Here is a 22,002-nt window from a genome sequence, read left to right on the forward strand (position 1 = left end):
GCTCGGGCCGGCGCAATCGCTGAGTCACCGCCGCAGCGCTGACGCGGCTTCCTCTGTCTGCGCGCCTTCACCACGGGCCAGCGCAATCGTGGCCGCCAGCATGGCCGCGATCGCTGCCGGCAGCGCGACCGCCCCGACACCATGCGCCGTCAGATGCTCGCCGAGCACGGCGACGCCCAGCATCACCGCGACCACCGGCTCGCCGACCAGCATGATGGGGACGGACGCCTGCAACGCCCCCGCGTGAAATGCCCACTGCTGCAGCACTGTCGCCACGACCGCGAGGACCACCAGCACGTAAGGCGCCGGAGAGGTGAAAAGTGCGTTCCACCCACCGACCGCGTAGCGGTGCGTGCAGGTCTTGGTGAGCACGGCGATCATTCCGAGCAGCAAGGCAACCGCCACGCCCAGCCACGAGGCGCGGATTCGGCCTTCGGTCCGACGGGCGGCCAGCACCGCCACGAGCACCGGCACCGCCGCCCCGAGTGCCAACGTCCAGGCCGGTGTCGGAGGCCGGTAGTTTCCTTCTCGCGGTTGCCCCACCAGCACGAACACGGCGAGCGAGGCGGTCAGCAGACTTGCCCAGGCCCACTCGGAGCCGGGCACGCGGTGTCCCAGTCGGACCGCACTGAGCGGTAGGACGAACAGCAAAGAGGACACCAGCATCGGTTGCACCAGCAGCAGCGATCCGTGCGCCAGGGCCATGGCCTGAAACGCGTATCCGGCAGTGGCGGCGGCCGTGCCCGCCCACCACAACCGGTCACGAAGGACGGCGACGGCGCCGGCGGATCCGCCCTCAAGGGCGGGATTCTGCAGGGCGGCCTGGCGGACGACAATGCCCACCGCCGCGACAAACGATGCCAGCAACGCCGAGCCGATCGCGACCGCATGCGACATCAGCCAGTCCATGGTGCTCGCATACCCGGTGTCCCGTCCTTCGATGTCACCGTTGCGAAACCGACTTCGACAACGGTGACGGGAAACGTGCGCTGATCCGGACTCCGTCCAGCCAGTCGGTGAGCTCATCGGCCCGCTGCTGCAATGTCCGCCTCGCCTCGGCGCCCGGATCCTCCAACAGTTGCAGGTGGACGCGAGCGTCTTTCTTGTCGGCGGGGTCCTGACACCAGCCGCCCACCACCCGCCCGTCCCACCATGCCGTGGGTCCGGCGTTGCCGTTGCTGTCGAACACCTGCCCGCGATGCTCGCCCAGGTACCAGTCCCGCTCCGACCAGCCCATCGTGGTGCAGTCCAGGCCGGGGAGCAGCGCGCCCCACGGCGGCACCTCCGGTTCGACCGCCAGGTCGTTGGCCAACGCATAGCCTGGGCCGCCGTGCAGGTCCACTTCGACTGCGCCGATGGTGGCCAGCGCCGCCCGGACCGCCGTCAACGTGGTGCCGAACCACCACTTGATGTCGGTGACCGACGCCGGACCGAACGTCTGCAGCCAACGGCGGATCAACTCCGCCCGCGCAGCGGCCTCGGGTACCGGCTCGCCGGGCTCGGTCAGCCAATCTGTCGTGGCGCTCCACCGGGGTCGCGACGCGGTCCAGCCCCCGTCGTTGGGGCCGCGCACGATCTCGCCGCGCGCGGACAGCACCGTCAACACCCGCGGGGCCACCGGAACCGGCCCGCCCCAACGTTTTCCGGGTGCCGGATCATAGCTGCCGGCCAATTCCGGCAGCGCGGCCCGCAACTCGGTGCTGCTGGCCGGGCCGTGCTCAGACAGGTGGCGCAGCACCGCGGCGCAGGCCCGGTGGAGCCAGCCTTCGCCGTCCGAAGTCACCCCGGCCTTGTGCAGGTCGGCGACCAGGCGGCGCTGCTCGTTATCGGCGACCTGGCCGCTGGCCGCCGCCTGCACCAGCGCCACGTCATCGGAGTTCACCACCCACAGTGTCCTGCGCATCGCGAGATGCTTGAGCGCAGAGCGCTTTTCGTACAGCACGCGGTCCAGGTCGGTGGGGGAGAAGCCGCGGCAGCGCGCCCACAGCGACAGGTACGGAGTGGCGGGATCGGTGGCGTGCAGACCGATCAACCCGGCGGTGACCCGAGACACCGACCCGGAACCGCTGAGAAAGTGCCTGCGTGCCAACCGGTTCCGGCGCTCCGCGATGCTGAATTTACGCACGTCGGGCCAACTGTGTCGCGGCCCGGTCATACCGCAGGGTGTCAGTCATCGGTGCGCATAGACTCCCGGATCTTGGCCAGGCGCTCTGCGGCCGCCCGCTGACGCTCCTCGTACTGCTCCTCGACGGATCTGCCTTCGGTGGTCTCGGCCGCGAGTTCCTCGGCGCCCTGGGCTGCCCCGAAGCGTGTTTCGATCTTCTCGCGCACTGAGTCGAACGTCGGCACACCTGAGTCGTCGTATCCGGGGTCAGGGGTAGTCGGTTGGCTGGAGGCAGCCGGTTGATCGGGCATGCCCGACACGTTACTGGTGGTCGCCGTCGGCAACGTCGTGCCGCTCGAGGTATCGCACCATTTGCTGCCAATAGAGCATCGTCAGTGCCATCTGCGCCGCCACGGCGATCACCGCGGGCCGCAGCCGGCGTCGGCGAGCCGCGATCACGCCCACCGCTGCGGCGACCGAGGTCGCCCCGCTCACCACCATGGCGGCGTCGCGGGGTCGGCGGGTGATCCACAGTTCCTCACCCAGCATCGCCCGCGTCGCCCAGGCGCGGTGGTGGTGCGGCTCGCCGAAAACGAACGGGTTGATCGCCAGCCACACGCCGACCAGCACAGCGTGGACCGGCCGCCGGGTCCAGACCGGGACCAGGGTCAGGGGTGTGCTTGCCCACCGGGTCCACGCGCTCCACGGGTTGCAGTGCCGCGCGAAAATCGCGCGGCGGACCCGGGCAATTGATCGCACCGGCTACCGCCCGGCCGCGACTACTTGCGCATTCGCCGGCGGGGCGGGCGCCGGGGGAGTAGCGGTGCCCGGCAATGGAATCCGGGGCACTCCGGGAGTGCCCAGCCGCCCCGCCAGCCACGGCAGCGCCGTCGCGAAGACCTGGTCGGCGAAGGGCCAGTCATGCTTGCCCGGTTGCGAAATCACCGCACAGTCGATGTCGTAGGAGCGGCCGAGCGCACACAACGCGTTGGCGGCGGCAGTCTGGTTGCTGGGGTTGGCGGCGGCGTCTCGGCCGGCGAGTCGCATGGCGGGGGTGTCGGCGATGGACAGTTCGCGGTGCGCGGGGATCGCGAACCATCCCGCAACGCCGGTGTACGGGCCGTGCCGGGTGATCACCGTGGTCGGGTCGAATGCCGCCCAGGCCTCGGCGTTGCCACCGAACAGGCGGGATATGGTCTCCTCCTTGTTTCCCGCATTGGGGTAGAGGTCGCCGGCCACGTCGACAAATGCGCTGAACATGCCGGGGTGCATGACGGTCAGATCCACCGCGCAGGTCCCACCCATCGACCAGCCCGCGATGCCCCAATTGGCCGGTTCGGGGCTGGACCCGAATTTTGAAACCATAAACGGCACAACATCTTTGGTCAGATGGTCGGCGGCGTTGCCGCGCCGCCCGTTGACGCACTCGGTGTCGTTGTTGAACGCACCGCCGGAGTCCACGAAGACCAGCACCGGAGCGTTGCCGTCGTGGGCGGCGGCAAAGGCGTCGGCGGTCCGCACCGCATTGCCGGCCCGTGCCCAGTCGGCGGGCGTGTTGAATTGACCGCCGATCATCATCACCGTCGGCAGCCGCGGCGGTGGGTCACTGGCGAACCAGGCCGGTGGCAGGTACACCAGTTCGCCGCGATGCTTGAAATGCGATGCGTCGGAAGGGATGACGACGGGCACCACGCTCCCGTGCGGCGGGCGGACGCCCTTGCCCTTCATCGCGGTGACGGTGGCCGGATCGGTCTGGTCGGGTAAGGGGCCGGAGGTGAGCTGACCCCACGCCGCTTGCACCGTCGGGAAGTAGCCGACCCACATGTTGAGCGTCAACGCGGTGCTGAACAGACACAGCGGCACAGCCAGCAGTGCGATGCCCCGACGCCACCATTGCGCGCTGCGCCAGCCGAGCATCAGCACCGTCACCGCCAGGCCGGCCAGCCCGGCCCAGAGCCACAGCGCGCCCGGGACGGGCTCGGTGGAAAGCCGGCTGACGAATGCGCGCGTCCCGTACGCCGCCACGCCCCCGGCCAATGCCGCCAAGGGCAACCAGCGCAGCCGCCAGGCGCGCGTCCGCCAGCCGATCGCCAGCAGCAACGCCACGCCCGTCACGACCTGAACGGTGATCGGCACCCAGCCGTGCATGAGGGAGGTGTGGCTGAACGCCTGCGTCGAGAACCCGTCAGCCGACGCGGCGGGCGCCAAGCTATGAGGCGTCGACGCGGTCACGGGTTCATTGTTGTTCGCCGGGATCCCATCCGGGATCATGTTTCCGCAATATTTCCTGTGAGTTAACTGGACCCGGGCGCGTCAGCTAAGCCGGACCTAGTGCGGTTTGGCGAGGGGGAACGGCAGGGTTTCTCGGATGCTGCGACCGGTGATCAGCATGACGACACGGTCGACGCCCATTCCCAAGCCTCCGGTGGGGGGCATCGCGTACTCCATCGCCTGCAGGAAGTCCTCGTCGAGTTCCATGGCCTCGGGGTCGCCGCCGGCGGCCAGCAGCGACTGCTCCTCGAGGCGGCGCCGTTGTTCCACCGGGTCGGTGAGCTCGCTGTAGGCGGTGCCCAACTCGACTCCCCAGGCCACCAGATCCCAGCGTTCGGCCACCCCGCGCTTACTGCGATGTGGCCTGGTCAGCGGCGATACCGAGGTCGGGAAGTCGATGTAGAACGTCGGGTGCTCGGTGCGGTCCTCCACCAGGTGCTCGTACAGTTCCAGCACCACCGCGCCGGCGTCCCAGTAGGCCCGGTAGGGGATGCGGGCGGCGTCGCACAGCTTGCGCAGGGTCTTCAGTGGCGTGTCGGCGTCGATCCCCTCGCCGAGGGCTTCGGAGACCGCGTCGTGGACCGTCTTGACCGGCCACACACCGGAGATGTCGACGGGCTCCAGTCGCGCTCCGTGGCTAATCGAATCATCCTGAGTTCTGGGCCGCAGCGCGATCTGGGCGCCGTTGGCAGCTTCGGCGGCGTTCTGGATCAGTTCGCGGCATCCGTCGATCCATACCGTGTAGTCGGCGTGCGCCTGGTAGGCCTCCAGCAGTGTGAATTCGGGGTTGTGGCTGAAGTCGACACCCTCGTTACGGAAGGCCCGGCCGAGTTCGAAGACCCGTTCCACGCCGCCGACGCACAGGCGCTTGAGGTACAACTCCGGCGCGATGCGCAGAAACAGGTCCATTGCGTAGGCGTTGATGTGGGTCACGAACGGACGGGCGGTGGCACCCCCGTGGACCTGCTGGAGCATGGGTGTTTCGACCTCGATGAACCCTTTGGCGAACAGGGTCTCGCGAATCGACCGCAAGGCGCTGCTGCGGGCCGTGATCAGCTGGCGCGACTCCGCATTGACGGCCAGGTCGACATAGCGGGTCCGGACCCGGGCTTCCGGGTCGGTGAGTCCCTTCCACTTGTCCGGCAGCGGGCGCAGGCATTTGCCGATCAGTCGCCAGTTCGTGACGATCAGCGATCGGGTGCCCTTGTCGCTGAACCCCATCTGTCCGTTGGCTTCAACCAGGTCGCCGAGGTCGATCGCCGCGTTGAAGTCTGCCGCCCGGCCCTGCTGCAGGCGCGAATTGTCCAGGAGCACTTGCATTTCGCCCGACCAGTCGCGCAGGTGCGCGAACAGCACGCCGCCGTAATTGCGGACCCGGAGGATACGTCCGGCCACCGAGACGGGGGCTCCGTCTTCGGCGGCGAGCGCCTGTACGACGGTGTGGCTGGGCGGTTCACCTACCGGGTACGCCTCAATGCCGCTGTCCTGCAGCTTCTTCAGCTTGGCCAACCGGACCCGCACCTGTTCGGGCTGACGGCGCCGCATGTCGTCGCTCGCCGGCAGGTCTGCCACCTGCAGTCCACTGACGTCGGGTGCCGTGCCGTCGGGGTGCAATAGTCCGCTGTCCACCAGCTGCTGCGGCACGGCCGGGTGGTGGCCGGTGTGTACCTTGTCGCGCCGGGTGAAGGGCAACGTCAGAAAGCCCTCGGCGAACGCCGATGCGACGCCGACCTTGGGGATCAACCGAGCGTCGTCGTAGCAGGCGAACCGCGGCACCCATTCGGGCTGGTACTTCATGTTCGAGCGATACAGAGTCTCGATCTGCCACCAGCGCGAGAAGAAGATCAACAGTCCGCGCCACAGCCGCGCAACCGGGCCGGCGCCCAATTGTTCGCCCTGCTCGAACGCTGAACGAAACATCGCGAAGTTCAGCGAAATACGATTGATCCCAAGGCTTTCAGCGTGCAGCGCAAGTTCGCTGACCATGAGTTCGATGGTGCCGTTCGGGGATTCCCGGGAACGGCGCATCACATCCAGTGAGGCACCGGTGTTACCCCACGGCACCAGTGACAGCATGGCCACCACCTGGTTGTCCGGGCCGATCGCCTCGACCAATAGGCAGTCACCGTCGGCCGGATCGCCAAGGCGGCCCAGTGCCATGGAGAAACCCCGCTCGGTTTCGGTGTCGCGCCAGGAGTCCGCGCGCTCGACGGTCTGCTCCATCTCGTCCCGGGGGATGTCGCGGTGCCGGCGGATACGCACCGTCAGCCCGGCCCGCCGAGCCCGCGTCACGGCCTGGCGGACCCCCCGCATCTCCGGGCCGGACAACTTGAACTCCGACGGCCGCAGAATCGCCTCGTCGCCGAGCACCAGGGCGTTCAGGCCGGCTTCCCGATACACCCGGGCACCTTCCGAACTGGCGCCCATGACCCCCGGCGACCAGCCGTAGGTTTGGGAGAGTTCCATCCAGGCCGCGACTGCCTGCGGCCATGCCCGCGGATCGCCGATCGGGTCCCCACTGGCCAGGCAGACCCCGAGTTCGACCCGATAGGCGATCGCGGCGCGGCCGCTGGGGGCGAAGATCACCGACTTGTCGCGGCGGGTGGCGAAGTAGGCCAGCGAGTCGTTCTTCCCCCAGAGTTCGACGAGTCCGCGGATGGCGGACTCGTCCTCACCGGTCAGGGCGTTGTCGGCGCGCTGCGATAGGAACAGCACGATGGTGGCGGCGATCAGCGCAAACGCACCGAACAACCCGAAGATCGCATTGAGGAATGTGTGCGGCCGGCCGGTGAACAGGTCGGGATCGGCGAATCCGAAGCCGACGACGCGGTTTGCCACATAGGGCAACCGGTCCGGCGCCGCCAGCGTCCCGGGGAACATTTCCACCAGACCCCAGGACAGCAGGATCCCGATGGCGCCCCCGACCAGCAACACGCCCGCCGCCCGGAACAACGCGCCGCGGCGGACCTTGGCCCAGAACTCCCGGTACCCGAGGACCAGCAGCACGATGGTCACGACGTGGAAGGCGAACCCGAGGTTTTCGCCGAACGCCTCGGCGGGAGTGTTGCCGCCGGCGGCGATGTCGGCGGCATTGATTCCGGCGGCCACCACCATGTTGCCCAGCAACACCCACCAGGCGATGCGTTTGCGAGCCGCCAGCGCCGCCGCCAGCAAGGCCAGCACGAATGACCAGGCAAAGCTGGTATCGGGGAAGTTGAACAGGTACTTGTTGATGAACTCCCGCGGCTCGTGGATCAGCCACCGGATCAGCGGGGACACGCTGGCGAGCAGCGACACGGTCGCGATGACGCCGACAATCCACCCGGCTGCCGCTGGCAGCCAGTGATACCGGGAAGTCGGCCGGCGCGTCGGGCGCGGCTTAGTGAGTGTCACAGACCGCGAGGATATTCGCTTAGGCTGGGAAATTCCCGGCGTTAGCGACGACTTGCCAAGACTGGCTTGATAAATGGAGCCGGGTGTCTGAGCCTGGCGGATTGCCGGACCGATCCGTTATGCCTGCTAGACTGATCGCTGCGACCATCCCGGCGGCAAGCCAGGGACAGTGAAGAGGAGTCCCACTCCCACCGGTTGCCACGAGATTTCTCAAGGCAATCCGGTCCGGTCACAGGCATCGTGAAGATGCCTGTTCTGTGCATTGCGCAGGCGGTTTGACCAGGTCAAGCCGCGATCGGTCGGCAATGGGCCCTGCGTGTGCAGGGCTTTTTTGCTGATGGTTGGTGTGCCTCCACCACTGTTTCCAGGCCCCGTCCACGGCCGCACTGAAACAGAAGCCAACGAGGGAGGCCCCATCAGCACTGAGACCCGCGTCAACGAGCGCATTCGCGTGCCTGAAGTTCGATTGATCGGCCCGGGGGGAGAGCAGGTAGGCATCGTGCGTATCGAAGACGCACTCCGCGTTGCCGCGGACGCCGATCTCGACCTTGTCGAAGTTGCTCCCAATGCCAGGCCGCCGGTCTGCAAGATCATGGACTACGGCAAGTACAAATACGAGGCGGCGCAGAAGGCGCGTGAATCCCGCAGGAATCAGCAGCAGACCGTCGTCAAGGAACAGAAGCTGCGACCGAAGATCGACGACCATGACTACGAGACCAAGAAGGGCCACGTGGTCCGCTTCCTCGAAGCGGGGTCGAAGGTAAAGGTCACCATCATGTTCCGCGGCCGCGAGCAGTCACGGCCGGAGCTGGGCTACCGGCTGCTCCAGCGGCTGGGCGCCGACGTCGCCGAATACGGATTCGTCGAAACGTCGGCCAAGCAGGACGGCCGCAACATGACGATGGTGCTGGCACCGCACCGTGGCGCGAAAACTCGCGCCAGGGCGCAACATCCGGAGAGTGCGGCAGGACCGGCCGATGCGGCTGGCGACGCCCAACCGTCCTAGCAACAGCACGCAGCACCACCAGAACAGCTCACGAGAATCAGGAAAACCGAGGAAACATGCCTAAGGCCAAGACCCACAGCGGGGCTTCGAAGCGGTTCCGGCGCACCGGCACCGGCAAGATCGTCCGGCAGAAAGCCAACCGCCGGCATCTGCTCGAGCACAAGGCGACCAAGCGCACCCGTCGGCTCGACGGTCGCACGGTGGTGTCGGCCAACGACACCAAGCGGGTCAACTCGATGCTCAACGGCTGACGCCGCGCCGCATCCCCCAACGAAACCCCCATCGACAGCGGGCTTTTCGGCAGCCCCCGACCGATTTTGAACGAGAGTAGGAACACCCCATGGCACGCGTGAAGCGGGCGGTAAACGCCCACAAGAAGCGGCGCAGCGTCCTTAAAGCCTCGAAGGGCTATCGCGGCCAGCGATCCCGGCTCTACCGCAAGGCCAAAGAGCAGCAACTGCATTCGCTGCAGTACGCATACCGCGACCGTCGTGCTCGCAAGGGCGAGTTCCGCAAGCTGTGGATCTCGCGGATCAACGCCGCCGCGCGTGCCAACGACATCACCTACAACCGGCTGATCCAGGGCCTCAAGGCCGCCGGCGTCGAGGTGGACCGCAAGAACCTGGCCGACATCGCGATCAGCGATCCGGCGGCGTTCACCGCGCTGGTCGAGGTCGCACGGGCCGCGCTGCCTGAGGACGTCAACGCACCCTCCGGAGAGGCTGCCTAACCCACCGGGTCCGCAGACCATGACGGCTGCGCTCACCGAGCGCTCGGCCCGGGTGGCGGCGGCGGTCAAGCTGCACCGTCACGTGGGCCGGCGCCGCGCAGGGCTGTTTCTCGCCGAAGGTCCCAATCTGGTTGAAGCGGCCCTGCAGCGTGGGCTGGTCCGGGATCTGTTCGTTACCGAGGACGCCGCGCGCCGGCACGACGCGCTGGTCACCGGGCAGCGGGTGCCGGTGCACCCGGTGACCGAACGCGCCGCAAAGGCGTTGTCCGACACGGTGACTCCCAGTGGTCTGATTGCGGTATGCGAGATCCCGGCGACGAGCCTGGACGACGTGCTTGCCTCATCGCCGGGGCTGATCGCGGTTGCGGTGGACATCAGCGAACCGGGCAACGCCGGCACGCTCATCCGCATCGCCGATGCGATGGGCGCCGCGGCGGTACTTCTGGCGGGGCACAGCGTCGACCCCTACAACGGCAAGTGCCTGCGCGCCTCGACCGGCAGCATCTTCTCGATACCCGTCGTGGTCGCACCCGACACCGCGGAGGTGCTCGCCCTGCTGCGGGCGGGCGGTTTGCAGGTGCTGGCCACCGCGGTGGACGGCGAAATCTCCCTCGACGATGCCGACCCGATCCTCGCGCGGCCGACGGCGTGGCTGTTCGGACCTGAGGCGCAAGGGCTGCCGGCCGAGGTTGCCGCGCAAGCCGATCGCCGGTTGCGTATCCCGATGGCAGGGGGAGCGGAGAGCCTGAATGTTGCTGCGGCCGCTGCCATCTGCCTGTACCAGAGTGCCCGCGAATTAAGACTTGGTCAGCGAAGGTGACCTTTCGGTCGCCCGCTCGGCTCAATGAGGCAGGCCGAATCGGTAAAGCCTTTGAAACTCATTGGTGACAGTGCTGACGCCTGACTGTTACTATTCGGCTCTCGTCCAATAGGCGGGTCTGGGGTCGGCGGGTCTCCGTAAAGGGGGAATTCATGTCACTTCTCACGGTTGTTCCGGACGCTGTGGCGACGGCAAGCAGCAACATTGAAAGCATGGGCTCGTCGTTACGCAGCGCGAGCGACGCGGCGGTGCGCAGCACCACTGCGATCGCGCCGCCGGGTGCTGATGAAATCTCGGCGGCGATCACCTCGCTATTCGGAACACATGGCCAGGAATTCGCCGCAGTCAATGCCAGGGCCGCGGCTTTTCAAGCCGAGTTCGTAAAACTTTTGAACGGCGGCGCGGCCCAGTATGTGAACGCCGAGATCGCCAATGCTCAGCAGGCTTTGAGCGGTTTGTTGGGCGGCGCCGGCGTCATCAACCCGGCCGAGGCCGTCAGCCAAACCAGCTCGATCAGTACCCCGTTCGGCCCGATATCCATCACGCAGACGTTCGATGTCCCGTCGTCAGGCAACGGACCGCTGAGCGCAGCGATCAGTGCCGTCACGCCTCTTGGTCCCGTGTCATTCGCCGTCAACGGTGCGGTCTCCACAGTGGGCAGCCCCACGTCCGTGGTGTCGACACTCGGGCTCACCGGCGGGACGATCAGCGTGCCCACCCCGCTGCGACTCGCCATCGGCGCGGCAGGTCCGATGATCACCGGCGGCTACTCGCTGTTCAACAGCTACAACGCGTTTACCTCCGCCATGACCGGCGGAAACGTCCTGGGAGCGGCCACCGCCTTCTTCTCCGCGCCATTCAACTGGACGAATGCCGTCCTCTTCGGTCATCAGACGATCACCTTGCCGCTGGGGCAGATCGGTGGGACGGGTCCAGACGTCAGCCTTGGCATTCCGTTCGGTGGGCTCTTCGCGTCCTCGGCGCCGATCACGATGTCTGTGCCCGCATTCAGCATCACCGACGCCAGCGCCGTACCCTCCGTCACCCAGGCGTGGTCTGGTTCGAACTTCGCCTTCGGCGGCTCACAGTTCGGCGGTCTCGGCACGGAAGTCTTGAAGGCTTTCGGTCTTCCGCTTTAACCGACGGCGCACGGACCTAAACGGCGTCAGGTGCAGGTTATTCGCCTGCGATAGCAAATTATTTGCATGACGCAATTCCTCCGCGACATGCGAATTCGTTGAGCTGATATCGCATATCCCGCTGTTAGTATTCGCCTCACGTCGAATAGTCGACGCGTCGCAAGACTCTCGGGCAGGGGTTGGCTATGTCGCAATTAACCGTGGTGCCAGAACTTTTGAAGACGGCCAGTGGGTGCCTGGAATCGGTGGGTGCCGGGCTACGAACGGCGAATGCGGCGGCGGCAGCCCGAACCACCGCAATCGCGGCCCCGGCACTCGATGAAATCTCGGCGGCCATCACGGCGCTGCTGGGCCGGCACGGCCAACAATTCCAAGCCCTGAGCGCGCAGACCGCTGCCTACCACGACACCTTCGTCAACTTATTGAATGGCGGCGCCGCGCAGTATCTGAGTGCCGAATTCGCCAATGTGCAGCAAACTTTGGCGAACGCCGGCGGGGTGGGCGCGGCCGAGGCCAGCCCGTTGGACACCTTCATCAGCCTCACCACGGTTAGCCAGAACTCCAATTACGGCCCGTTGCAGATCTCCTCGAGCTACGGCTTAGGCGGGTTGTACCAATCCGCGGTCCTCACCAGTCCTCTGGGTCCGGTGGGATCGTTTTCGCTCAGTGCGGCACCGATCATCCCTGCCGACCTGTCCAGTGTGGGCGGCTTCGCCGCCAATATGACTGGCACCGCCTACACGGCGTTCGGCCCGGTGAACTGGCTGTCGGCGGGCGGCAACCTACTCGTCTCGCCGACCGGAGGATTCACCGGATCCCTGTCCGGACCCTCACCGCTGGGCCCGGTCGCGATCACCGTGAACGGAACGGTACCCACCGTCACCGGCGGCTCGATTACCGCGCTGGGCTGGGAGTTCTATTTCCAGGGCACCCAGTTCGGTTTCATCCCGCGATTCCTGCAGCCACTCGGTTTGATTTAGCGGCCCCAGGCCGCAGGGTTTGATCTAGCGGCCCCAGGCCGCCGGGCTTGATCCAACGGCCCCAGGCGCCCGGTTTGATCCAACGGGTCTCAAGCGGCCCGGCTGCGTCCGCGCGCCGGCCGCAGCCCGGCGATCGACAGAGTGCTGTGCACCAGCGCTCCGGCGCGCTCCATGATCAGCCGCGCCGGCTCGAGCGGCGAACGGGGCCGGGGCGGGAAGTAGTGCATCGGTAGCCCACGACGGTCCCGCGGTGGCGCCATGAACGCGGGCGCCTCGACCAACGGCGCGTCGCTGCGGATCCGTCCCTCGGCGCGGCGGTAGGCGGCCAACGCCCGAGGGTGCAGCCGGATCTCGTCGGGCACCGCCAGGAACGCCAGTTCAACCAGCTTGCCGAATGCCCGCAGCAGCACCTCATCGCCCGGGGTCCAGCGCATGCCCGCCTTTTCCCGGACCGCGGGCTCAAAGAGCCCCGCCGCGATCCAGCGCTGACCCGCGACCATGGGCTTGAACATCTGGTCCCAGATCGGAGTAGGGATCAGCACGAACTTCGGTTTGGGGATCCGGATCTGGAAGATGTCCAGGACCGCCTGGTTGATCTCCAGCTCCTCGCGCCCGACCCGCTCCCAGTACTCCTGAAATTCCTCCCACGAGTTGGGCACCGGCCGCATGCTCATGCCGTACATCCGGTACCACTGCACATGCTCGTCGAACAACTGACGCTTCTCGGCTTCGGTCAGTCCGCCGCAGAAGTACTCCGCGACCTTGATGACGAGCATGAAGAACGTCGCGTGCGCCCAGTAGAACGTCTCGGGGTTCAGCGCGTGATAGCGCCGGCCCGCGCCGTCGGTTCCTTTGATGGTGCGGTGGTAGCTCTTGATCTGCTGGCCGGTTTGGGCCGCCCGGTCACCGTCATAGACCACGCCCATGATCGGGTAGACGGACCTGGCCACTCGCTGCAGCGGCTCGCGCAGCAGGATGGAGTGCTCCTCAACCCCCGCGCCGAGCTCCGGATACATGTTCTGTATTGCGCCGATCCAGACACCCATCATCCCGGTGCGCAGATCCCCGAAATATTTCCAGGTCAGCGAGTCGGGCCCGAGGGGGTCAGCCGCTGTCGTCGAGGTAACAGTCATCACGGCCTCCAAAGCGCCTCATTTTGGGCTCACGATAATGGTGACAACGTGCGTTGTCTAGCACATCGACATATGCGTCGTATCTGTGTTACGGACTCTCCACAGCACCGCCGCACGCGCGTGATCAGCAGGTTTACCGCGACTTGTGACAGAAGTGGCGTGGGCCTCGTTGCCGGGTTCCGTCGAGAGCACCTACCCTTGCCGAGTGGAGGTCGGGTCTGGCGAAGCGGAGTCCGGCGTGACCGATGAGACCGCGACAGCGGTGGTGCAAGACGATGCCTCTCCTGATGCCGGGCCCCGGCGTTCTCCGGCCAAATGGTTCAGCAACACCAACCGCAGTCCGGGCGTGGTGGCATTCGTGAAGCGGGCGCGACGCTTGCTGCCGGGCGATCCCGAGTTCGGCGATCCGTTGTCGACGGCGGGAGACGGCGGTCCGCGGGCCGCCGCACGCGCCGCCGACCGGCTTCTGGGCGATCGCGATGCGGCATCGCGCGAGGTCAGCCTGGGTGTTCTACAGGTCTGGCAGGCGATGACCGAGGCCGTTTCGCGCAAACCGGCAAACCCTGAGGTGACGCTCGTGTTCACCGATCTGGTGGGTTTCTCGACGTGGTCGCTGCAGGCCGGGGACGACGCCGCCCTGACGTTGCTGCGTCAGGTCGCCCGGGCGGTCGAGTCCCCACTGTTGGACGCCGGCGGGCATATCGTCAAGCGGATGGGTGACGGCATCATGGCCGTCTTCCGTCGTCCCGGAGTTGCTGTCAAGGCCGTCCTCGCCGCCCAGGAGGCCATCAAGTCCGTTGAGGTGGAGGGTTATCGGCCCCGGATGCGGGTGGGCATCCACACCGGCCGACCACAGCGGCTGGGCGCGGACTGGCTGGGCGTCGACGTGAACATCGCGGCCCGGGTCATGGAGCGCGCCACCAAGGGCGGCGTGATGATCTCCAGCCCGACGCTGGACCTCATTCCGCAGAGTGACCTGGACGCGATGGGCGTCACGGCCAAGCGGGCGCGCCGGCCGATGTTCGCCAGCAAACTCACCGGCATCCCGCCCGATTTGGCGATCTACCGGCTGAAAACTCACAAAGAGTTGTCAACCAGCGATAACACAAATGAGACAAACGTCCATGCATAGTGGAAGGTGATGATTTCTAGTCTTGTCGCCCGGCTGTCGCGCGTCCGCTTCACGGTGGGCTACGTGGCGGCCCTGTTCGCGGTCAGCACCACGATGCTGATGTTGAGCCCGCAGGCCCACGACCGCGTGATCCGTCACGCCAGCACGAACCTGCACAACCTGTCGCACGGACGGCTCGGCACCCTGGTCGGTAGTGCCTTCGTCGTCGAGGCCGGCCCGTTGTGGTTCTGGCTGCCGTTTCTGACCTGTCTGCTGGTCCTGGCCGAACTGCACCTGCGCACCCTCCGGCTGCTGGTGGCGTTCATGGTCGGCCACATCGGTGCCACGCTGGTGGTCGCGGCGGCGTTGGCGACGGCGGTGCAGATGGGCTGGATGCCGTGGTCGATCACGCACGCCAGCGATGTCGGGATGAGCTACGGCGCGCTGGCGGCGCTCGGTGCGCTGACCGCCACCATCCCGCGGCCGTTCCGATCGGCCTGGATTACCTGGTGGATCACGGTGAGCGTGACGGCCGCGGTCATCGGCGGTGAATTCACCAACGCCGGTCACGCCGTCGCGGTCACCCTCGGTGTGCTGGTCTCGCTGCGGTTCCGCGCTCCGATCCACTGGACGCCGGTGCGGTGCTTCATGCTGCTGGGATCCGCCGGTTTCGGCTTCCTGATGCTGGCGCACAGCATGTGGGGCATGGCGGCCGGCATCGCGTTCGGCCTGTCAGGGGCGCTGATTGCCCACTTCGTCAGCGCCCGACTCGCGCTTCGCACGCCGGCGGACGCCGTCTCAGACGAGACGGTCATCGGCGCGCAGCCCGCAACGGTCTGAAAAAGCGGGACAGCAAACTAGAATCCGCTTCGGATATGGCGGCTCAATCCGGCGCCGAAATGCCGCCAGGTTGACGTCAACCCGAATGAACCCACAGTTCAGCGCGCCGAGTGTCTCCTGCCGCCACTTTCGACCGGCACGTGACGATTGAAAATTGTGCAGGCGCGTGGCAACGTAACCCGGGCGCGTCGAACCGACCGGAGGATGCCATGAGCTTTGTGATCGCCGATCCGGAGTCGCTGCTCAGTGCCGCGACGGACCTGGAAGATATCCACTCCACCGTGAGGGCCGCCGATGCAGGCGCGGGACTGACGACGAGGCTTGCGCCGGCCGCCGCCGACGAGGTGTCCACGGCGATAGCAGGGATGTTCGGCGCCTACGGCCAGGAATACCGCGCGCTCAGCGCCCAGCTGGAGGCTTATCACGCCCGATTCGTGCAGGCCCTGGCCGCGAGTGCGAATTCGTTCGCCACCGCCGAGGCAGCGAACGCCTCGATCCTGCAGACCATTGAGGAGCAGCTGCTCAGAGTTGTCAACGCGCCCACCCAGTTGCTGTTGGGCCGGCCGTTGATCGGCGACGGTGCCGACGCCTCGGTGGCCGGCGGCCGCGGCGGCGACGGCGGGCTGCTGGTCGGAAACGGCGGCAGGGGCGCGGCCGGCGCCAGCGGACAGGCCGGCGGTGCCGGTGGGGACGCCGGATTGTTCGGCAACGGCGGTGCCGGCGGCAACGGCGGCACCGGAGCGCCCGGCGGCGCCGGTGGGCGGGCCGGGCTGCTGTTGGGTCGCCCCGGGATCGCCGGGCTTGCCGGCAGCGTCACGCCGCCGCCACCCGTCGGCACGGGTGTGTTCTCTCCCTACGTCGACATGACGCTGTGGCCCCAATTCGACTTCACCGGAGCCAGCCGGATCGGCAGCATCGAAGACGTCACGCTGGGCTTCATCACCGCCAATGCCGCCGGACAGCCGGCCTGGGGCGGCTTCACCGAGTACACGATCGGAAACGGCGGCACCGTCGCAAACGGCAACCTGCTCTACCAGATCAACGGCCAGATGGACGCCATGCGCGCCGCCGGCATCAATGCCACCATCTCCTTCGGCGGCGCGGCCAACCAGGAACTCGCGCTGACCGGCGGAACAGCGGCTCAGTTGGCCGCCAAGTACACCTCGGTGATGAACGCCTACGGGATTCACAAGCTGGATTTCGACATCGAAGGTGCGGCCCTGGGGGACACGGCCTCGCTCAAGCTGCGCTCGCAGGCGATCGCGGCACTGCAGACCAGTGGCATCGCCGCCGGCAAGCCGGTGGATGTCTCATTCACGCTCCCGGTGATGCCGACGGGCCTGACCGCCGACGGTCTGCGGGCCGTTCAGATTGCCGTCGACAGCAACGTGCAGATCAGCCACGTGAACATCATGGCGATGGATTACTACGACCCGTCCCTGCCGTACGGCGGGAAGATGGGCGACTACGCGATCCAGGCGGCCACCGCCGTCCACGACCAATTGGTGCCGCTGTATCCGACGAAAACCAGCGCGCAGATCTGGTCGATGATCGACGTGACCCCGATGATCGGCGTCAACGACGACCCGGCCGAGATCTTCAGCCTGGCCGACGCCCAGAAGCTCACTACCTTCGCCGAACAGAACAACCTCGGCGGACTGCACATGTGGTCGGCAAACCGCGACTTCCCGGGCCCACTGGGGATGCTGTCGAACACCAGCAGCGGAGTGGCGCAGAACCCGTGGGAGTTCTCCCAGACCTTCGAGCAATTCGACTCCTGAGCTTTCCGTGATCCGGAACACAACCGACCATGACTTATGATCGGCAGTTGCGTCACACCCGTGCCGTGACCCTCCCGCCGACCGTGCGGGCCGCGCTCGAGCCCATCGCGCGGGGTAGAGGCCGGGCGCCCGACCAGCCTCAGCAAGGAGAGTGCCGCCGCGTGGGTGATCAACCCGTCGACCTGTCGCCGGAAGCTCTTGCCAAGGCGGTCGAGGCCGCCCAGCAGGCCATCGCGGCCGCCGGCAGTCTGGATGCGCTCGCGCAAACCAAGACCGACTACCTCGGCGACCGCTCCCCGCTGGCCCTGGCCCGGCAGGCCCTGGGCAGCCTGCCCAAGGATCAGCGCGCCGACGCGGGCAAACGCGTCAATGTGGCCCGCACCGACGCCCAACGCAGCTACGACGAGCGCCTGGCCACTCTGCGGGCCGAGCGCGACGCGGCAGTGCTGGTAGCGGAGCGCATCGACGTGACGCTGCCCTCGACCCGGCAGCCGACGGGCGCGCGGCACCCGATCACCATGCTGGCCGAGCACATCGCCGACACATTCGTCGCCATGGGGTGGGAACTCGCCGAGGGGCCCGAGGTCGAAACCGAGCAGTTCAACTTCGACGCCCTCAACTTCCCGCCCGATCACCCGGCGCGCAGCGAACAGGACACCTTCTACATCGCGCCGGAGGACTCCCGGCAGCTTCTCCGCACCCACACCTCCCCGGTGCAGGTACGCACCCTGCTCGAGCGCGACCTGCCCGTCTACATCATCTCCATCGGCCGGACGTTCCGCACCGACGAACTCGACGCCACCCACACCCCCGTCTTCCACCAGGTCGAGGGCTTGGCCGTGGACCGCGGGCTGACCATGGCTCACCTGCGTGGCACCCTCGACGCGTTCGCCCGCTCCGAATTCGGGCCGTTGGCGCGCACCCGGATGCGCCCGCACTTCTTTCCGTTCACCGAACCGTCCGCCGAGGTGGACGTCTGGTTCGAGGGCAAGAAGGGCGGTGCCGACTGGGTCGAGTGGGGTGGCTGCGGCATGGTGCATCCCAACGTCCTGCGGGCCGCCGGCATCGACCCGGAGGTCTACTCCGGCTTCGCCTTCGGCATGGGACTGGAGCGAACCCTGCAGTTTCGCAACGGGATACCCGACATGCGCGACATGGTCGAAGGCGACATCCGGTTCTCGCTGCCGTTCGGGGTGGGGGCCTGATGCGTATTCCGTACAGCTGGCTGCGTGAGGTCGTTTCGGCCGGGGCGCCGGGATGGGATGTCGGCCCCGGTGAGCTCGAGCAAGCCCTGGTGCGCATCGGTCACGAGGTGGAAGACGTCGCCAGGCTTGGTCCGGTGGAGGGCCCGCTGGCCGTCGGCCGGGTGTCCGAGATCGAGGAACTCAGCGGTTTCAAGAAACCGATCCGGGCGTGCCTGGTCGATGTCGGCAACCCCGAGCCGCAGGAAATCGTCTGTGGCGCAACAAATTTCGTTGTTGGCGATCTGGTGGTGGTGGCATTACCCGGAGCCACCCTGCCCGGAGATTTCACGATCGCCGCGCGCAAGACCTACGGCCGCAACTCCAACGGGATGATCTGCTCTGCGGCCGAGCTCGGCCTGGGGGCGGACCATTCCGGGATTCTGGTGCTGCCGCCGGGTACTGCGGAACCGGGCGCCGACGGCGCCGCGGTGCTGGGGCTGGACGACGTGGTGTTCCACCTGGCCATCACCCCCGATCGCGGCTACGGCCTGTCGGTGCGCGGGTTGGCGCGCGAGATCGCATGCGCCTACGACCTGCACTTCGTCGATCCCGCTGCTGTGGAGCCCTTGCCGGCTCAGGGTGAGGCGTGGCCGTTGACGGTGGACCCCGCAACCGGCGTGCGCCGGTTCGCGCTGCGCCCGGTCACCGGGATCGATCCGGCGGCGGTGTCACCGTGGTGGCTGCAGCGCCGGCTGCTGCTGTGCGGCATCCGCGCCACCTCGCCCGCGGTCGACGTCACCAATTACGTGATGCTCGAACTCGGTCACCCCATGCACGCCCACGACCGCGCCCGCATCACCGGCGGCTTCCGGGTGCGCTTTGCGCGGCCCGGGGAAACGGTCGTCACCCTCGATGACATTGAACGCAAGCTGGAGCCGGTCGATGTGCTGATCGTCGACGACGTCGCGACCGCGGCGATCGGCGGCGTGATGGGCGCCGACAGCACCGAGGTCCGCGCCGACTCGGCCGACGTGCTGATCGAGGCCGCGGTCTGGGATCCGGCGGCGATATCGCGAACGCAGCGACGGCTGCACCTGCCCAGCGAGGCGGCGCGCCGGTACGAGCGCGCCGTCGACCCGGCCATCTCGGTAGCCGTGCTGGACCGGTGTGCCAGGTTGCTCGTCGACATCGCCGGGGGAGTCGCCGAACCCGCCCTGACCGACTGGCGGGGCGACCCGCCGCGTGCGGACTGGTCGCCGCCCTCGGTCGAGATCCCGGCCGACCTGCCGGACCGCATCGCCGGCGTGGCGTACCCGCCGGGCACCACCGCACGGCGCCTGACGCAGGTCGGCGCCCGGGTCCAGCAAGACGGCGGCATGCTGACCGTCACGCCGCCAAGCTGGCGTCCGGACCTGCGGCAGCCCGCCGATCTGGTCGAAGAGGTGCTCCGGCTCGAGGGTCTCGAGGCGATCCCGTCGGTGCTGCCGTCGGCGCCCTCGGGGCGGGGACTGACCGCCACCCAACAGCGACGCCGAGCCATCGGCAAATCGCTGGCCTTGTCCGGCTACGTCGAGATCCTCCCGACGCCGTTCCTGCCGGCCGGTGTGTTCGATCTGTGGGGACTGCCCGCCGAGGATCCGCGGCGCAGCACCACCCATGTGATCAATCCGCTGGAAGCCGACCGCCCGCACCTGGCCACCACATTGTTGCCGGCCCTGCTGGAAGCCCTGCACCGCAACGTCTCCCGCGGCCTGGCGGACGTCGCACTGTTCGCCGTCGCACAGGTGGTGCAACCCACCGAGCAGACCCGTGCCGTCGATCTCATCCCGGTCCACCGTCGGCCCACCGACGCCGAGATCGCCACCCTGGATGCATCGCTGCCGCGGCAACCCCAGCACGTCGCCGCGGTGTTGGCGGGGTTGCGTGAACCCCGCGGGCCCTGGGGGCCGGGCCGACCCGTGGAAGCCGCGGATGCGTTCGAGGCGGTGCGGATCATCGCGCGCGCCAGCGGTGTCGACGTCACGTTCCGCGCCGCTCAGTACCTGCCGTGGCATCCCGGCCGGTGTGCCGAAGTTCTGGCCGCGGGCACCGTCGTCGGGCATGCGGGGCAGCTGCACCCGGCCGTCATCGAGCGCGCCGGGTTGCCCAAGGGGACCTGCGCGATCGAGTTGAACCTGGACGCCATTCCCGTCGGCGGAGTGCCGCCCGCGCCCCGGGTGTCGCCATTCCCGGCCGTTTTTCAGGACGTCAGCCTGGTGGTCGCGGACGACGTCCCCGCACAGGCCGTCGAGGACGCGGTGCGCGAAGGGGCCGGCGAACTACTCGAGCACCTGCAGTTGTTCGACGTCTTCGCCGGCCCGCAGATCGGCAAGGAACGCAAATCGTTGACGTTCGCACTGCGGTTCCGGGCGCCGGATCGCACCCTCACCGAAGACGACGCCACCGCCGCCCGCGATGCCGCGGTGCGCTGCGCCGCCGAGCGGCTCGGGGCTGAACTACGTAGCTGAGCTCCGTAGCTGGGCATCGCTTGCCGGCGCGTAAGTTCCGGGGTTGTGCCCGAGCTCACCACCTGCGTAAATTTATCGTGTCAGTTTGCTGACACACCCCCGCTTCCCGGCGCCGTCGGCGAGGAGCCTGCATGACGAGCTTGGCCGATCAACCGGACAACGTCATCGAGATGACCGCTGCGGGGGTGCTTCCGGACCTGACCGGCCGCTGGTTCGAAACTCCGTCGCGAGCTGTTTCTCCGGCGCAATGGGACCGGTTCGAGGCGTCGATCGCCGAGATCTTCAGCGCATTCGGGCTGGACCTGCAGACACCGGGCACCCGGGAAACCCCGAAGCGCTTCCTGAAGGCGCTTTACGACATCACTGCTGGATATGACGGTGATCCCAAGCTCGCGACGAGCTTCCCCGCCGAGCGCGGCGGCACCCTGGAAGCCGCGCCCTCGCAAGTGATCGAGGGGCCGATCGACTTCAACTGCCTCTGCGAACATCACGCGCTGCCGTTCTTCGGAACCGCGTTCATCGGCTACATCGCCGGCGACCAGATCATCGGTATCTCGAAGCTGACGCGGCTGGTCCGGCTCTTCGCGCGCCGGTTCACTGTTCAGGAGCGACTCGGCGAGCAGGTCGCCGACGGGCTGACTGCCCTGATCGAACCGCGCGGCGTTGCGGTGCACCTGGAAGCCGCACACCTGTGCACTCACGTTCGGGGAGTCGCGGAACACTCACGCACCACGACGACGGTCTGGCGCGGCGAGTTCGCGGACGCCGATCTGCGCCGCGAATTCCTCGCCGAGGTGCGTTCGCTGCGCCGCTGATGGCGGTCTCCTGACGGCAGGCGGGCTGCTGGCCACCATGCGTGGAGGCGGGTCATTGGCCGCTCAGAGCTATGACAAATTTAGATGCAAACAATCGCGTCTCGTGATCATGCCTGGTCGGCACTGCGGGCTTTCTGCCTGCTGAGTTCGAGAACGCTGCGAGTCGGCTGAGCCTTTTGCACATGCGT

At 67.4% G+C, this 22,002-nt stretch carries 19 protein-coding genes; 12 read left to right on the plus strand and 7 right to left on the minus strand.

Features of this window, described 5'->3' with window-relative positions; all coding sequences use genetic code 11:
- Positions 1–24: 24 nt before the first annotated feature.
- Genes C0J29_RS13940 through lysX form a run of 6 tightly spaced genes read right to left on the minus strand, consistent with a single transcriptional unit; the run spans position 25 to position 7,768 of the window.
- Positions 25–909, minus strand: coding sequence for a DMT family transporter (locus C0J29_RS13940; protein ID WP_172834742.1), 885 nt, complete (start codon positions 907–909; stop codon positions 25–27).
- Between the two features lie 34 nt (positions 910–943).
- Positions 944–2,125, minus strand: a complete 1,182-nt coding sequence (locus tag C0J29_RS13945) for a winged helix DNA-binding domain-containing protein (protein WP_120794719.1) — start codon at positions 2,123–2,125, stop codon at positions 944–946.
- Between the two features lie 41 nt (positions 2,126–2,166).
- Positions 2,167–2,415: a hypothetical protein gene (locus tag C0J29_RS13950; RefSeq protein WP_065049116.1), complete on the minus strand. Its 249-nt coding sequence runs from the start codon at positions 2,413–2,415 to the stop codon at positions 2,167–2,169.
- 10 nt (positions 2,416–2,425) lie between these two features.
- Positions 2,426–2,863 (minus strand): DUF6653 family protein, encoded by a 438-nt coding sequence (locus C0J29_RS13955; protein WP_065049070.1) that lies wholly within the window; start codon positions 2,861–2,863, stop codon positions 2,426–2,428.
- A 3-nt stretch (positions 2,864–2,866) separates the two neighbouring features.
- Positions 2,867–4,375 carry an alpha/beta hydrolase gene (locus C0J29_RS13960; RefSeq protein ID WP_120792684.1) on the minus strand — a complete coding sequence of 503 codons (1,509 nt, stop codon included), beginning with the start codon at positions 4,373–4,375 and terminating at the stop codon, positions 2,867–2,869.
- A 57-nt stretch (positions 4,376–4,432) separates the two neighbouring features.
- Positions 4,433–7,768 (minus strand): bifunctional lysylphosphatidylglycerol synthetase/lysine--tRNA ligase LysX, encoded by a 3,336-nt coding sequence (gene lysX / locus C0J29_RS13965; protein WP_120792685.1) that lies wholly within the window; start codon positions 7,766–7,768, stop codon positions 4,433–4,435.
- A gap of 415 nt (positions 7,769–8,183) precedes the next feature.
- Between lysX and infC the strand changes: the two genes are divergently transcribed.
- From infC to C0J29_RS13995, 6 genes are all read left to right on the plus strand, one after another.
- Positions 8,184–8,774 (plus strand): translation initiation factor IF-3, encoded by a 591-nt coding sequence (gene infC / locus C0J29_RS13970; RefSeq protein WP_082978315.1) that lies wholly within the window; start codon positions 8,184–8,186, stop codon positions 8,772–8,774.
- Positions 8,775–8,830: 56 nt separating this feature from the next.
- Entirely contained in the window at positions 8,831–9,025 is a 195-nt protein-coding gene (gene rpmI, locus C0J29_RS13975; RefSeq protein ID WP_065049064.1) for a 50S ribosomal protein L35, read from the plus strand.
- 89 nt (positions 9,026–9,114) lie between these two features.
- Positions 9,115–9,504, plus strand: a complete 390-nt coding sequence (rplT, locus tag C0J29_RS13980; protein WP_065049062.1) for a 50S ribosomal protein L20 — start codon at positions 9,115–9,117, stop codon at positions 9,502–9,504.
- Between the two features lie 19 nt (positions 9,505–9,523).
- A complete protein-coding gene (locus tag C0J29_RS13985) occupies positions 9,524–10,324 on the plus strand; it encodes a TrmH family RNA methyltransferase (protein WP_120792686.1) in 801 nt (266 codons plus the stop codon).
- A 152-nt stretch (positions 10,325–10,476) separates the two neighbouring features.
- A complete protein-coding gene (locus tag C0J29_RS13990; RefSeq protein WP_120792687.1) occupies positions 10,477–11,463 on the plus strand; it encodes a PE family protein in 987 nt (328 codons plus the stop codon).
- Between the two features lie 185 nt (positions 11,464–11,648).
- Positions 11,649–12,443, plus strand: a complete 795-nt coding sequence (locus C0J29_RS13995; protein ID WP_120792688.1) for a PE family protein — start codon at positions 11,649–11,651, stop codon at positions 12,441–12,443.
- An 89-nt stretch (positions 12,444–12,532) separates the two neighbouring features.
- On the opposite strand, the gene C0J29_RS14000 is transcribed toward C0J29_RS13995, so the two are convergent.
- Positions 12,533–13,576 carry an oxygenase MpaB family protein gene (locus C0J29_RS14000; RefSeq protein WP_065049054.1) on the minus strand — a complete coding sequence of 348 codons (1,044 nt, stop codon included), beginning with the start codon at positions 13,574–13,576 and terminating at the stop codon, positions 12,533–12,535.
- Between the two features lie 346 nt (positions 13,577–13,922).
- On the opposite strand from C0J29_RS14000, the gene C0J29_RS14005 reads away from it, so the two are divergent.
- The 6 genes from C0J29_RS14005 (at position 13,923) to folE (ending at position 21,814) form a co-directional block, all read left to right on the plus strand.
- On the plus strand, positions 13,923–14,708 hold the full coding sequence (locus C0J29_RS14005) for an adenylate/guanylate cyclase domain-containing protein (protein ID WP_269456455.1): 786 nt from the start codon (positions 13,923–13,925) through the stop codon (positions 14,706–14,708).
- 9 nt (positions 14,709–14,717) lie between these two features.
- Positions 14,718–15,527, plus strand: coding sequence for a rhomboid-like protein (locus tag C0J29_RS14010; protein WP_240743902.1), 810 nt, complete (start codon positions 14,718–14,720; stop codon positions 15,525–15,527).
- Between the two features lie 209 nt (positions 15,528–15,736).
- The gene (locus C0J29_RS14015; RefSeq protein WP_120792689.1) at positions 15,737–17,308 is read left to right on the plus strand and encodes a PE domain-containing protein; all 1,572 of its coding nucleotides are present in this window, start codon (positions 15,737–15,739) and stop codon (positions 17,306–17,308) included.
- A gap of 161 nt (positions 17,309–17,469) precedes the next feature.
- Positions 17,470–18,513, plus strand: coding sequence for a phenylalanine--tRNA ligase subunit alpha (pheS, locus tag C0J29_RS14020; RefSeq protein WP_197748204.1), 1,044 nt, complete (start codon positions 17,470–17,472; stop codon positions 18,511–18,513).
- Positions 18,513–20,999 carry a phenylalanine--tRNA ligase subunit beta gene (gene pheT / locus C0J29_RS14025; protein ID WP_120792691.1) on the plus strand — a complete coding sequence of 829 codons (2,487 nt, stop codon included), beginning with the start codon at positions 18,513–18,515 and terminating at the stop codon, positions 20,997–20,999. The genes pheS and pheT overlap by 1 nt, the downstream gene beginning before the upstream one ends.
- A 131-nt stretch (positions 21,000–21,130) precedes the next feature.
- Positions 21,131–21,814 (plus strand): GTP cyclohydrolase I, encoded by a 684-nt coding sequence (gene folE / locus C0J29_RS14030; protein ID WP_120792692.1) that lies wholly within the window; start codon positions 21,131–21,133, stop codon positions 21,812–21,814.
- Positions 21,815–22,002 lie beyond the last annotated feature (188 nt).

This window comes from Mycobacterium paragordonae (assembly GCF_003614435.1).
GTDB classification, from domain to species: Bacteria; Actinomycetota; Actinomycetes; order Mycobacteriales; family Mycobacteriaceae; genus Mycobacterium; species Mycobacterium paragordonae.

What these genes read in the sequence shown, in the direction of transcription:
- C0J29_RS13940 (WP_172834742.1), bottom strand. Translation starts at nt 909, where the DNA reads ATGGACTGGCTGATGTCGCATGCGGTCGCGATCGGCTCGGCGTTGCTG.
- C0J29_RS13950 (WP_065049116.1), bottom strand. Translation starts at nt 2,415, where the DNA reads ATGCCCGATCAACCGGCTGCCTCCAGCCAACCGACTACCCCTGACCCC.
- C0J29_RS13960 (WP_120792684.1), bottom strand. Translation starts at nt 4,375, where the DNA reads ATGATCCCGGATGGGATCCCGGCGAACAACAATGAACCCGTGACCGCG.
- rpmI (WP_065049064.1), top strand. Translation starts at nt 8,831, where the DNA reads ATGCCTAAGGCCAAGACCCACAGCGGGGCTTCGAAGCGGTTCCGGCGC.
- rplT (WP_065049062.1), top strand. Translation starts at nt 9,115, where the DNA reads ATGGCACGCGTGAAGCGGGCGGTAAACGCCCACAAGAAGCGGCGCAGC.
- C0J29_RS13985 (WP_120792686.1), top strand. Translation starts at nt 9,524, where the DNA reads ATGACGGCTGCGCTCACCGAGCGCTCGGCCCGGGTGGCGGCGGCGGTC.
- C0J29_RS13990 (WP_120792687.1), top strand. Translation starts at nt 10,477, where the DNA reads ATGTCACTTCTCACGGTTGTTCCGGACGCTGTGGCGACGGCAAGCAGC.
- C0J29_RS13995 (WP_120792688.1), top strand. Translation starts at nt 11,649, where the DNA reads ATGTCGCAATTAACCGTGGTGCCAGAACTTTTGAAGACGGCCAGTGGG.
- C0J29_RS14000 (WP_065049054.1), bottom strand. Translation starts at nt 13,576, where the DNA reads ATGACTGTTACCTCGACGACAGCGGCTGACCCCCTCGGGCCCGACTCG.
- C0J29_RS14010 (WP_240743902.1), top strand. Translation starts at nt 14,718, where the DNA reads ATGATTTCTAGTCTTGTCGCCCGGCTGTCGCGCGTCCGCTTCACGGTG.
- C0J29_RS14015 (WP_120792689.1), top strand. Translation starts at nt 15,737, where the DNA reads ATGAGCTTTGTGATCGCCGATCCGGAGTCGCTGCTCAGTGCCGCGACG.
- pheT (WP_120792691.1), top strand. Translation starts at nt 18,513, where the DNA reads ATGCGTATTCCGTACAGCTGGCTGCGTGAGGTCGTTTCGGCCGGGGCG.
- folE (WP_120792692.1), top strand. Translation starts at nt 21,131, where the DNA reads ATGACGAGCTTGGCCGATCAACCGGACAACGTCATCGAGATGACCGCT.